The organism is Spirulina sp. CCY15215, from assembly GCF_016888125.1.
Lineage (GTDB): Bacteria > Cyanobacteriota > Cyanobacteriia > Cyanobacteriales > Spirulinaceae > CCY15215.
In genome coordinates, this window is record NZ_JACSWA010000404.1 from 1 (window position 1) to 13032 (window position 13032).

General features: G+C 46.7%; 12 protein-coding genes. 8 read left to right on the plus strand and 4 right to left on the minus strand.

Features of this window, described 5'->3' with window-relative positions; all coding sequences use genetic code 11:
• Positions 1-167 precede the first annotated feature (167 nt).
• Positions 168-314, minus strand: coding sequence for a hypothetical protein (locus JUI58_RS11440; RefSeq protein WP_204103916.1), 147 nt, complete (start codon positions 312-314; stop codon positions 168-170).
• Between JUI58_RS11440 and tkt the strand changes: the two genes are divergently transcribed.
• Positions 297-2318, plus strand: coding sequence for a transketolase (gene tkt, locus JUI58_RS11445; RefSeq protein WP_204103917.1), 2022 nt, complete (start codon positions 297-299; stop codon positions 2316-2318). The genes JUI58_RS11440 and tkt overlap by 18 nt on opposite strands.
• Positions 2319-2404: 86 nt before the next feature.
• Here the strand turns inward: tkt and JUI58_RS11450 are convergent, their stop codons facing one another.
• Positions 2405-2992, minus strand: a complete 588-nt coding sequence (locus JUI58_RS11450) for a hypothetical protein (RefSeq protein ID WP_204103918.1) — start codon at positions 2990-2992, stop codon at positions 2405-2407.
• Between the two features lie 93 nt (positions 2993-3085).
• A complete protein-coding gene (locus JUI58_RS11455) occupies positions 3086-5584 on the minus strand; it encodes a DNA topoisomerase (ATP-hydrolyzing) (protein WP_204103919.1) in 2499 nt (832 codons plus the stop codon).
• A gap of 147 nt (positions 5585-5731) precedes the next feature.
• Here JUI58_RS11455 and JUI58_RS11460 point away from each other — a divergent pair, with 147 nt between their 5' ends.
• Entirely contained in the window at positions 5732-6145 is a 414-nt protein-coding gene (locus tag JUI58_RS11460) for a response regulator (RefSeq protein WP_204103920.1), read from the plus strand.
• 154 nt (positions 6146-6299) lie between these two features.
• On the opposite strand, the gene JUI58_RS11465 is transcribed toward JUI58_RS11460, so the two are convergent.
• On the minus strand, positions 6300-7145 hold the full coding sequence (locus tag JUI58_RS11465) for a tetratricopeptide repeat protein (RefSeq protein ID WP_204103921.1): 846 nt from the start codon (positions 7143-7145) through the stop codon (positions 6300-6302).
• Between the two features lie 29 nt (positions 7146-7174).
• On the opposite strand from JUI58_RS11465, the gene JUI58_RS11470 reads away from it, so the two are divergent.
• The 6 genes from JUI58_RS11470 (at position 7175) to JUI58_RS11495 (ending at position 12991) form a co-directional block, all read left to right on the plus strand.
• A complete protein-coding gene (locus JUI58_RS11470; RefSeq protein ID WP_204103922.1) occupies positions 7175-7333 on the plus strand; it encodes a hypothetical protein in 159 nt (52 codons plus the stop codon).
• A gap of 121 nt (positions 7334-7454) precedes the next feature.
• Positions 7455-8873, plus strand: a complete 1419-nt coding sequence (locus tag JUI58_RS11475) for an efflux RND transporter periplasmic adaptor subunit (protein WP_204103923.1) — start codon at positions 7455-7457, stop codon at positions 8871-8873.
• 162 nt (positions 8874-9035) lie between these two features.
• A complete protein-coding gene (locus JUI58_RS11480) occupies positions 9036-10253 on the plus strand; it encodes an ABC transporter permease (RefSeq protein ID WP_204103924.1) in 1218 nt (405 codons plus the stop codon).
• A gap of 52 nt (positions 10254-10305) precedes the next feature.
• Positions 10306-11313, plus strand: coding sequence for a zinc-dependent alcohol dehydrogenase family protein (locus JUI58_RS11485; protein ID WP_204103925.1), 1008 nt, complete (start codon positions 10306-10308; stop codon positions 11311-11313).
• A gap of 91 nt (positions 11314-11404) precedes the next feature.
• Positions 11405-11995 carry a precorrin-6Y C5,15-methyltransferase subunit CbiT gene (cbiT, locus tag JUI58_RS11490; RefSeq protein WP_204103926.1) on the plus strand — a complete coding sequence of 197 codons (591 nt, stop codon included), beginning with the start codon at positions 11405-11407 and terminating at the stop codon, positions 11993-11995.
• 75 nt (positions 11996-12070) lie between these two features.
• A complete protein-coding gene (locus JUI58_RS11495) occupies positions 12071-12991 on the plus strand; it encodes a phosphatidate cytidylyltransferase (RefSeq protein ID WP_204103927.1) in 921 nt (306 codons plus the stop codon).
• Positions 12992-13032: the final 41 nt, after the last annotated feature.

A 13032-nucleotide genomic window follows, 5' to 3' on the forward strand; every position in this document is an offset into this window, starting at 1 on the left:
ATTATTGTAACACAAGACGGGTTAAAACCCGTTGCGTTCGATGTCCATTGATTAAAATCAATGGCTAACCCTCACTCTCTAGCTTTAGGTTTTCTCTGCCGCGATCGCATCCCCGTGAATCTCGAAGCCGCTATGATGCTGATTTGCAGTTAATCTTCAGTAATTCACTAATCTTCTTGCCCGTCGATCCCCAACAATGGGATGATATAAGAACAGTTTTGGGCGATCGCGGTCAGCCAGCCTTGACCAGCACTCATTTCCCATGCCACCGTAGTTAATAATAAACTTAAGAAAATATGGTCGTTGCCAGCCAATCCCTAGAAGAACTTTGCATCAATTCCATCCGCTTTTTAGCCATTGATGCCGTACAGAAAGCGAATTCCGGTCATCCTGGGCTACCGATGGGAGCCGCACCCATGGCCTTTGCCCTCTGGGATCGTTTTTTGCGTTTCAATCCCAAAAACCCCAAGTGGTTTAACCGCGATCGCTTTGTCCTCTCTGCCGGTCACGGCTGTATGTTGCAATACGCCCTGCTCCACTTAACGGGCTATGATAGCGTCAGTATTGAAGATATTAAGCAATTCCGTCAGTGGGGATCGAAAACCCCAGGACACCCCGAGAACTTTGAAACGGAAGGGGTAGAAGTTACCACAGGTCCCCTCGGACAAGGCATCGCCAATGGTGTCGGTTTGGCCATGGCTGAGGCTCATTTAGCCGCCATGTTCAACAAGCCAGACGCGACCATTGTAGACCACTATACCTACACGATCGTTGGTGATGGTTGCAATATGGAAGGAATTTCCGGAGAAGCCTGTTCTTTAGCCGGACACCTCGGTTTAGGGAAATTAATCGCCCTCTACGATGACAACCACATCTCCATTGATGGGTTCACGGATCTATCCTTCACGGAAGATGTTAGCAAGCGGTTTGAGGCTTATGGTTGGCACGTCCAGCACGTTCCCGATGGTAATACCAATGTTGATGCGATCGCGGCGGCCATTGAAGCAGCCAAGAAAGTCACCGACAAGCCCTCTTTAATCAAAGTCACCACTACTATCGGTTTCGGTTCCCCCAATAAAGCCAACTCCCACGACTCCCACGGTGCAGCATTAGGGGATGATGAAGTGGCTGCAACCCGCAAAGAATTGGGTTGGGAATACGGCTTTTTTGAAGTTCCCGAGGATGCCTTAGCACACTTCCGCAAGGCGATCGATCGCGGTGCCAGTGCAGAAGCAGAGTGGAATCAAACCTTTGCCACCTATAAAACCAAGTATGCCGCAGATGCTGCCCTCTTCGAGCGCATGATTAGCGGTAAACTGCCCGCAGATTGGGACAAATGCCTGCCCGTTTATACCCCAGAAACCAAGAAAGATGCAACTCGGAATCAATCTGGGGCGACCTTAAATGCGATCGCGGGAATGCTACCCGAGCTTTTTGGCGGTTCTGCTGATTTGGCTCCCTCAAATAAGACCCTGATCAAGGGTACAGGGGATTTCCAGAAAGGACAGTACGCTAACAAAAACCTCCGTTTCGGAGTCCGGGAACACGGTATGGGGGCAATTTGTAATGGTATCGCCCTGCATGGTTCCGGCTTAATTCCCTACGGTGCGACCTTCTTGGTCTTCACTGACTATATGCGGAATGCTATTCGCTTGTCTGCCTTGTCCCAAGCGGGAGTTATTTGGGTCATGACCCATGACTCCATCGCCCTCGGGGAAGATGGACCCACCCACCAACCCGTCGAACATATCGCATCTCTGCGAATGATCCCCGATTTAATCGTTTACCGTCCTGCGGATGGGAATGAAACCTCTGCGGCTTATAAAGTTGCCGTGGAAAAAGCCAAAGCTGAAGGGAAGAAACAACCCACTCTCTTAGCCCTCTCTCGCCAAAGTTTACCCAATTTGGAAGGCAGTTCCATTGCTAAGGCGGAGAAGGGTGCTTACGTCCTATCTGGGGGGGAAGGAACACCGGATATTATCCTCATCGGTACCGGTAGCGAGGTTGAGCTTTGTGTGAATGCAGCAGATAAATTACGGGCTGAAGGTAAGAAAGTCCGCGTTGTTTCCATGCCCAGTTGGGAGATGTTTGAAGCACAAGATGCGGCTTATCAAGAGTCTGTTTTACCGAAAGCCGTTACAACTCGTTTAGCCGTAGAAGCCGGAGTTACTTTCGGTTGGGGTCGCTATGCAGGCAGCGAAGAGAATACCATTGGTATTAATCGTTATGGTGCTTCTTGTCCTGGTGATGTAGCACTCGAAAAGTTTGGCTTCACCGTTGAGAATGTTGTCAGTAAAGCTAAGTCTTTGATGGGCTAAGTTTTAAGTTTGCGCGATCGAATAGGGTAGGTTTTTCCTGCCCTATTTTTTGTTTTTTTGGCGATCGCCCCTCCCAAAATCCACGTCTAAATTTTAATTGTACTAGGTTCATTGGGAGCCGCCGCAATACGACGGCATCCCGACTCAGGCATAGCCCATTGATAGCGACATTCTTGAGGATTTCCCCAGCATAGCCCCAGATAGAGTTCATTTAAAGTTGTATCCATTTCCGCCCATTCTGCTTCTTTTGCCAATTCTTCCACCATTTCTACAGTCATTCGCTGTTGTTCTTTACCCAGCAACCACAACTTTAAATCCTGACTGTGTTGCCGCCAAAATCGCAATACTGATTCTTTCGACCCTTGCAAAATTTCCTTGTCTTCGGGAATAGCAGCGAGTTGATTATGGAGTTCGGGATAAAAGAGACTTTCTTCCTTAAACTTACAGGTTCGCCAAATTAAACCAGAAACTTTGTATTGGTGTTGGTAATGATGGATTTGTTCGCGAAATTCTCGATAGGCATAGACTTTACTGATTTTATCATGACCTAATACTAAGGAAAGAACGGGATCGTTAAAGCGTTCTTTCGCAGACAGTAAAATCCGCTTGCCTTGCCAACCTGCTTGCATTTCGCGATCGAGAATAGAAATGAGTTGTTGGGTCGTATATGCCATCAGCCTCTGATCAATAAACAACGATCGATTCTTCCCTACATCCTATCTAAATATTGGGCTGAAGTTTTATCGCGATCGCGAAACTGAATATAATTACCCGCGAGCAATTTCCACAATTGTTTCATTATCTTTCAATTGAAAAATACGATCGCCAACCCCATCTTTTCCCCATACTTTCACCGACTTCACTGGGATGTAAAGCAAGCGCTGAGTCTGAGAAATTGCCACAAAGCGTTGATTTTCCGGCGGTGCTACCATAATTCCGATCAAGCGATCGCTTTTATCGACAAACTGCATCACTTGCGTACCAATATCGCCGCGATTCACCTTACGAATGAGATTTAAAGGAATGCGTTTGGCGTAACCTTGTTGGGTGACAATCAACAAATCTTGCTCTGGTGGAAGCGTTATCCCCCCAATAATTTCCTCCTTGACTCGCACCCGCGTCGCTTGATTTCCGAGGGTATTGCGTCCCATTACCGGCAGTTGTTCATCATCAACATTCAATCGTAAAACTCGTCCCGCAGAAGTCGCGATCGCCATTTCATCCCCTTCTTGCGCCCAACCCAAATAATTTAAACAATCGTCCTCTTTAAATTTAATCAGCAAGGAGCCGCGATTTGTCAATTCTGCCACCTCAGCCCCCGCCAAACGCTTAATCCGTCCGTTTTGGGTCATTAGAACGAGAAAGTTCTGCTTCAGGTCTTGGGGAACAAAAAAGCAAGAAAAGATAGCTTCTCGCTTATTTTTGACGCTACTGGGCAGGAATTTAACCAACGGTACAGCCTTCCCTCCCGATGCGGGAATATCCCCCAGGAGTAAAGGATAAGCCTTACCGCTATCCGTCACCACCACCAATTCCTTTCGCCCGGCGATCGCCTCCCGACAAAGCAGCAAATCTTCCGGATTCTTCGCCGCTTTGGGCTTGGAAGGGGGGGACTGCCAACAAATTCCCCCTTTGCGCGTCACCTCCAACACCGCATCATCGGGAATAGTGAATAAATTTTCAGTGCTGAGGGTTGGGGTTAGGGTTTTCTCCTCCTTCTTTTTCCCTTTTTCCTTCTTTTTCTCTCCTCCCTTAAGGGATTCTTCCGTGACGATGCGAGTGCGGCGATCGTCCCCAAACTTGCGCTTGAGAGTGCGGAGGTCTTTCTTGAGAGATTTGAGAAATTCCGTGCGATCGCGCAACAATAACTCTAACCCCGCAATCTTTTCTTGTAACTCTTGAGCCTCCGTCTCCAATTTCTGCCTCTCTAACCCCGTTAAACGGCGCATGGGCATGGCTAAAATCGAATCAGCCTGAGATTCGCTAATGTCCAAACGCTCTTTTAAACTCACTTTGGCCGTTGTTCCATCTGGGGCATGACGGAGAATGTCAATAGTTAGATCGAGATTATTTAACGCTGCTAATAACCCTTCAATCAAATGCTGTCGTCGTTGGGATTCCTCAAGATCGTAGGTATAGAGACGAGTTAGCGTTTCCTCGCGAAACTTCAAAAACTCCTCTAAAACTTCCCGCAAACTCAACTGACAGGGCTTATTATCCACCAAGGTCAATAAAATCGCCCCAAAATTGCTTTGGAGGGCGCTTTGTTTGTAAAGTTGGCGCAAAACCTCCCTCGGGTTAGCATCCCGCTTGGTTTCAATCACCACCCGCATCCCATCGCGATCGCTTTCATCGCGAATATCAGAAATGCCTTCCATACGCCCTTGATTGACCAAATCAGCAACCTTTTCGATCCACGCCGCCTTATTCACCTGATAGGGTAATTCCGTCACCACGATCGCCGCTTTTTCCCTGCGTCTCTTTGTCCCCCCCTGCACCTTCTCAATGCGGGCGACTCCCCGCATGGTCATAATACCTCGTCCCGTTTCATAAGCCTCCCGCACCCCTTTTGTCCCGACAATTTCCCCTCCCGTGGGAAAATCAGGACCGGGGATTAACTTCCAGAGTTTTTCATCGGGCAAATCTGGCTTATCGATCAAAGCAATTAAACCATCCACCAATTCTCTGAGATTGTGAGGAGGTACATTAGTCGCCATCCCCACCGCGATCCCCGTGCAGCCATTAAGGAGCAACAAAGGCAACTGAGCCGGTAAAACCACCGGTTCCTGTTGAGAATTGTCAAAATTATTGCCATAATCTACCGTCGCTTCGCCAATATTGCCCAACATGGCTTCATGGGCGATCGCCGCTAATCTTGTTTCCGTGTAACGCATCGCAGCCGGGGGATCATTATCCACCGAGCCAAAATTACCGTGACCCGCCAAAAGGGGGTAACGAGAAGAAAATTCCTGTACCATCCGCACCAGGGCATCGTAGACCGACTGATCCCCGTGGGGGTGATATTTGCCCAAAACATCTCCCACCACCCGAGCGCATTTGCGATAGGGGCGATCGGGGGTTAAACCCAACTCGTGCATGGCATACAAAATCCGGCGATGAACCGGTTTCAAGCCATCCCGCACATCGGGCAGCGCTCGACCGACGATGACACTCATGGCATATTCTAGATAAGACCGTTCCATTTCTGTATGGAGTGCTGTGGGAATGATTTGTCCGGTCTCTAGTAGATTTAATTGTTTCGCCATGAGTGTCTGTGTCCTTCTTAATGATTTTTCTTACAGCTTAGAGGGGATAGTGGATTATCCTAAGTTATGGGAATCTTGCAAAAGATGAAGCCTCCCTCTTTACTCCCTATTGCCCATTCTTATTCGCATTGTTGGCGATTGACATTTATGAAAACCGTTCTGACCGTTCTGATTGTAGAAGACGATGCCATTAATCTCCGCGTTTTTACCAAGATTCTCACAAAACGGGGCGGTTTAAAGGTTAAAGGGACGGAAAATGTTGAAGAAGTGATCCAATACGCCCAATCTCGGGAGGTTGATATTATTTTAATGGATGTTTCCCTGGCTCATAGCGTCTATCAAGGGCAACCCATTGATGGTATTAAAATTACACAGATGCTAAAAGCCGATCCCCAAACTGCCGATCTGCCGATTATTTTAGTCACGGCTCACGCAATGGAAGGCGATCGCGAAAACTTCCTCAAACAAAGCGGTGCCGATGGTTATATCTCTAAACCCGTGGTGGATCACAAAGAATTTGTGGCTGAGATTAAACGATTATTACCCGATGTTGAGGAATAAATCCGTGAGATGAAAAATAGGCCATAGTCGTTATTCCTGGGTAGATCGAGCCAAGTTTAGTTTCCTTTTCTATACATACTTTTGTACTACAAAAAGAGGGACTGGTCAAGTCCCTCTTTTTAAATGACAACCAATTCCCGTGTTTATCACAGGTTTATCGGCTCACCAATTCCTGAATGCGAGGAGTCGCTAAAAAACTGGCAGCATCAGCTAAAAGCCTCTCTCCCCAAAGGTTTTCCTTGAGAAAGTCTAACTCTGCATATTTGCGATCGAGGGACAGTGCCTCTTCTCCCAGTTGCCAGGCGCGTTCCTGTTCTCCTCTAGTGTAGAGCGCAACAGCGATCGCCAGTTTGGGTTCCACCGCTTCAGGAGCCACCGCAAGGGCGCTGCGCCATTTGGCGATCGCCTCCTCAGTGTCCCCTTGTTCGTATTTAACCAAGCCAATATTGTTAACCGCCGGCCAGAATTCCTTTTGTTGAGCAAAAGCAACTTCATAAGAGGCGATCGCCTTGGGATAGCGTTGCAACATCAAATAAGTATTGCCCAAGTCAAATAATGCTTCAGTGGACTCAGGATTGATGCTCAGTCCCGTTTCCAAGACTTCCAAGGCTTCTTCATACTGGCCTTTTTGGAAATAAGCAGATCCCAAAGTAAATAAAATCCCAGACTCTTCCGGAGCAAGTTTTTGCGCCTTTAACAGCACCTCAATACCGCGATCGAGTTCTTGCTGCTGAATGTAGAGGCTACCCAAAATAAACCAAGACTCAAAAAGATTGGGAGCCAACTGAGTGGCTAATTTGGCTCGGGGAAGTGCTAAACCGTATTGCTCGAAACGCACGAGTTGGACAACATCTTGGACGAGAATAGCACCATTTTGCTCGAAATCATTGGCATCTACGTTAAACGTATAGGGCAACAAGGCTTGTGCGAAGACGGGGGCCGCCAACTGCCAAGACCCTGCTATTGCTAAAGCTGAAAGTAACCAGTTCCTCTTAAGCACAATATCGTTTCAAACCTTTAATATTGATCGTGTTTATTCTGGTTATCGCTATCCAGTTGCCAGCATTAGAGTTTCTAGGCGATCGCGGGGCAATATTCTGCCATATTTTAGCTATATTTAGCGACTATATCGATTCTGATATCGATCCGACGCATCCTAGGGGGCTTGCACCTGCGGCATTTTGTTAGTATAGCAATGCGAACTCGTCTTTTTGCAAATCTGGAAAAATTTCAGATAAGGTTGCAGGCTTTCTCGCTTTTTTTCTGTAATGATGGTTCAAAAGCTCCTCGTATTGTTTTATCGATCCTTATGATATTTTCTGCGCGATCGCGAAATCTCCTCCCTTGGCTCATTTTCGGCATTGCTGGTGCCAGTATTGTCGGCGTTGGTGCTATTACCTATAACGCGGTTTTCGGGGATACCTCGGAACTAGAACAGTATACTGTTCTAGTCGAAGAAGAATCCCTGCGCGTCCAGGTCAAAGCAAGCGGAACCGTGACTCCCTTCCAAAGCGTTAATATTAGCCCCAAACAAGCGGGCATTCTCCGACAACTTCTTGTCGAACAAGGGATGCAAGTGGAGGAAGGACAGCCTTTAGCGGTGATGGACAACGAAGAAATCCGCGCCCAAGGCTTACAGGCTCAAGCAAACTTCCAACAGGCGATCGCCAATTTGCAAGCCGCACAAACCAGAATTCCCCAGGAAGTCCTCCAAGCTCGCGCTCGTTTTGCCGGTGCCAGTGCGGGAGTACGAGAAGCACAGGCTCGTATTCCTACGGAACTCAATCAAGCCAATGCGCGGGTTGCTGCCGCCGAAGAACGCTACAAGCGGGCAAAAAGTCGTTTTGAGCGCTATCAAATTCCCACGCAAGCGGGGGCAGTTTCCGAAAATACCTTTGATGACGCATCCATTGAGTTACGCAGTGCTGAGGCGGAGTTATTTGCTGCACAACAGGATCGCCAGCGAGAAATAGGAACGGAGCGTCCAGAAATCGAACAATTAGGGGCGAGCGCGAGGGAAGCTCAGGCTTCCCTGACGGAGCGGGAAAGAACCGCTCGGGCTGAAGTTGAACAGTTACAAGCGGCGGCGGCGGCGGCACGGGCGCAAGTCCAGGAAGTACAAGTGAGATTCCAAGATTCTCTCATTCGAGCGCCGTTTAAGGGCATTGTCACCCAAAGATATGCGACACCGGGAGCTTTTATTACCCCCACCACTTCGGCTTCGGCGACGGCTTCGGCGACTTCAACTTCAATTGTGGCGATCGCCCGAGGTTTGGAAGTTTTGGCAAAAATCCCCGAAATTGATGTCAGCCAATTACAACCGAGACAACCCGTAGAAATTGTTGCCGATGCCTTTCCCAATAAGGTTTTTCGCGGTGTCGTGCGCTTGGTGGCTCCCGAAGCGGTGGTAGAAGATAATGTAACTTCTTTTGAAATCAGAATTGCAGTTGATCCCAACCAAAAAGAATTGCTGTCGGGAATGAATGTCGATGTTACATTTTTGGGGGAGCAACTCGCGAGGACTTTGGTTATTCCCACGGTGGCGATCGTTACCCAGGATGGTGAAAAAGGTGTTATGGTCGCTGATGACAATGAGAAACCCGAATTTAAAAAAGTGGTTTTAGGGGCGACTCTTGAGGACAAAACTCAAGTTATTACTGGCTTACAACCAGGGGAGCGAGTTTTCATTGAATTGCCTGAGAAATATCAACCTAAAAAAGAAGAGTAATATGCAGTGGATAGTGGATAGTGGATAGTGGATAGTGGATAGTGGATAGTGGATAGTGGATAGTGGATAGTGGATAGTGGATAGTGGATAGTGGATAGTTGATAGTGGATAGTGGATAGTGGATAGTGGATAGTGGATAGTGGATAGGAGGGAACTGAAAAGATGGAAACCACAGAAAGTATTAGAATGGCAGTCGATACACTGCTGAGTAATAAACTAAGAAGTGTCTTGACAATGTTGGGAATCGTGATTGGTAACGCTTCCGTGATTGCCATGATTGGTTTTGGACAAGGGGCGCAAAAACTTGCTAATGATGAGTTTGAATCCCTTGGACCTAATGTAATTTTTATCGTACCAGGATCGCAACAAGATCGAGAAACGACTTTTGATTTGCCCAAAACATTAGTTTTAGAAGATGCTGAGGCGATCGCCTCTCAAGTGCCTTCTGTGGATTTAGTTGCGCCACAAATCAACGCACAAATGATTACCGCCTATAAAGATCGTAATGCCAGACATTTAATAACTGGCGTAACACCAGAATTTATGCCCGTGCGAGATTATGAAATTGATCGAGGGCGTTTTATTACTGAACTTGATCTTCAACGCAATACTAGATTTGTTGTCTTAGGATCGGAACGTGCTGAAAGATATTTTGGCGATCGCGATCCCATTGGGGAACAAGTTCGTATTAAGAATATTAGTTTTGAAGTTATTGGCGTAATGAAATCTAAAGGGGCATTTCTGGGAACAAATCAAGACGATATCATGTTCCTTCCTCTAACAACAATGGCAAATCAGTTAGTCGGAAAAACATCTATTTATGGAACTGAAATTAGTTTTATTTCTGTCTCAGCGCGAGATCAAAAAAGTATTAACGCTGCTAAATTTCAACTCGAAAATTTATTACGCTTACGCCATAAAATTGTCGGGGAAGATGATTTTACAGTACGAACCCAAAAAGACATCTTGAACATTGTGGGAACTGTCACTGGCGGGCTAACAACATTGCTGGCGGGAATTGCCGGAATTTCTTTACTTGTCGGTGGTATTGGCGTTATGAATATTATGTTAGTTTCCGTCACAGAAAGAACGCAAGAAATTGGACTGCGAAAGGCAATGGGGGCAAAGGAAAATGATATTTTGGCACAGTTTTTAGTCGAAGCAACCATCCTTTCTGTTGCTGGAGGTATAGTCGGCACAATCGTGGGAATTAGTGGCATAATCTTAGTTAGTCTCATTTCGCCACTTTCGGCAGTTATTTCCCCATTTGCGGTTGTTCTAGCTGTAGGAGTATCGGGAGGAGTTGGCTTAGGATTTGGTGTTTTTCCCGCTCGACGTGCGGCCAAACTCGATCCAATTGTAGCCTTGCGAAGACTTTAATATTTATTGGATTTCAACGCAGAAGAACAAAGTAAACAAAATAGATAATAAAATGCAAGCAATCCTAATGACAGAAACCGGTTCTCCTGAAGTTCTTGATCTGCAAGATATTTCCAAACCGACTTTAGAAAAACCCAATCAATTATTAATTCGTCTTCATGCCGCAGGAGTAAACCCGATCGATACAAAACTCCGCCATCGAGGGACATTTTATCCAACCCAAATGCCCGCCATTTTGGGCTGCGATGGGGCGGGAGTTGTCGAAAAAATTGCCTCGGAAGTCAGCCAATTTAAACCAGGAGATGAGGTCTATTATTGCTTTGGTGGACTCGGACAAACTGGGACAGGAAATTATGCTCAATATGCCCTTGTCGAGGAACATTATCTTGCTCTTAAGCCCAAAACTCTCTCTTTCGCCGAAGCTGCTGCTGCACCCCTAGTTTTAATTACCGCTTGGGAGGCGTTATATGACCGAGGAAGGCTCGAAAATGGGCAAAAGGTCTTAATTCATGCAGGAGCCGGTGGAGTTGGTCACGTCGCCATTCAGCTTAGTAAGATTAAAGGGGCAGAAGTTTGTACTACAGTTAGCAGCCCCGATAAAGAGAGATTGGTGAGACAATTGGGCGCAGATCGCCCGATTTTATATCACCAAAAAGACTTTGTGGAAGAGGCGATCGCCTGGACCCAAGGAAAAGGAGTCGATCTGGCCTTCGATACCGTTGGGGGAAAGACCTTTTTTGATACCATCCCTGCTGTAAAGTATTGTGGCGATTTAGTGACACTTCTCGAACCTGATACAAGCCAAGGTAACTTAAAACTCGCCCGCAAGCGCAATCAACGTATTAGTATGGAATTGATGTTAACGCCTATGTTAGAGGGACTCCTTGAGGCTCAAAAATACCACAGCCAAATTTTGCGCCAATGTGCTGAGTGGATCGACTCGGGGCGATTAAAAATTCACTTGGGTCAAACTTTCCCCCTCGCCCTAGCCTCAAAAGCCCATAAAGCGATCGAAATGGGTTCATCTACAGGTAAAATCGCCTTGATTATCCCCCAATAGGTAACAAGGCATTAGAGTCATTATCTTTTATCTTGCTCCCTTTTTCTCTCTTCCTCTCTTCTCTCTGCACCTCTTTATCCTAATCTCAACTATGCTCTGGCCTTATAAAACCCCTGGTATTCCCGACGACTTATTCGAGCAACTTCCGGGAATTCCTTTAAGTAAGCGAGAGGTGCGTCTCCTGCTGCTATCTGCACTGCGTTTGGAGTCTCACTCCGTCTTGTGGGATATTGGCGCAGGAACTGGAACAATTCCCGTAGAAGCGGGGCTACTTTGTCCGAAAGGTACAATTGTTGCCGTAGAGCGAGATGAAGAAGTTGCCAACTTAATCCGACGGAACTGCGATCGCTTCTCAGTTAAGAATGTTAACGTTATCGAAGGCAATGCACCGGACTGTTTGCAAGACCTGCATCCCAAACCGCAGAGAATTTGTTTGGAAGGGGGAAAACCGATTCAGATCGTCCTCAAAGCCCTCTGGGAGGAACTGCAACCTAAAGGTAGAATAGTCGCCACTGCCAACAATCTCGAAAATCTTTACGCCCTTTCCGAAGGGTTTGCACAACTGCAAGCCAGAAACCTCGAAGTTGTACAATCATCAGCAAACCGCCTGGAAAAGCGCGGTATTCATCAAACCTTTGCTGCGGTTAATCCTATTTTTATTTTAAGCGGGGAGAAGTTTTAAGGTTAAATTTTTGATAGGATTTCCTTAATCTTGCCTTATCTCTTCTCACTCCTAATCTTGGATTATAAATTGCTTATGCCTTGGTCTCGCATCTTGAGTGCAATCATTGCGATCGCCGTCGCCCTATTAATGATTATTGCTGGTGGCTGGGTCTTTACCGCCGGATTTATGATTATCGTTTTTTTGGGACAATCAGAATATTTTCAAATGGTGCGAGCCAAAGGAATTGAACCCGCCGCCAAAACAACTCTTATTATTTCTCAACTCTTACTGATTATCGCCACAATCCTTCCCGATCTTACCGATGCACTTTTTCCCATAGGCGGAACCTTAATCTGTTTTTACTTGCTCTTCCAGCCCAAAATTGCCACGATCGCCGATATTTCCACCTCGATTTTAGGCTTATTTTATGGGGGATATTTGCCGAGTTATTGGATTCGCTTGCGGGTAGACTTGGCGATCGCGAACCCACAAGAGATAATGGCTAATTCCTCTCTGGATGTTCCTTTTTTGCTCAATCTTTTCGGCGATCGCTCTTGGCAAGCTCCTTTTAGCCTCAATCATCTCTCCCCCGCTTTAACCACTACCTTTTTAACCTTTGGCTGTATTTGGGCTGCGGATATTGGTGCCTATCTGATAGGCAAATATTTCGGGCGCACGCGACTGTCTGCTATTAGTCCCAAAAAAACCGTAGAAGGAGCCGTATTTGGTATTCTAGGCAGCATCAGCGTTGCCACCTTGGGGGCATGGTATTTACACTGGCATAGCTGGCAGTTGAGTGGCGTTCTCATCGGAATATCGATTGGGATTACCAGTCTTTTAGGGGATTTAACCGAATCGATGATGAAACGAGATGCTGGGGTTAAAGATTCCGGACAACTCATTCCTGGTCATGGAGGCATTCTCGATCGCACAGACAGCTATGTTTTTACAGCCCCCTTGGTTTACTATTTTACCAGTCTGGTTTTGCCTCTCTTGCCAACTTCAATTTTTTAACAGCAGGCTGTAGGGTTTAGAGTGTAAGGGATGAGGAGGGA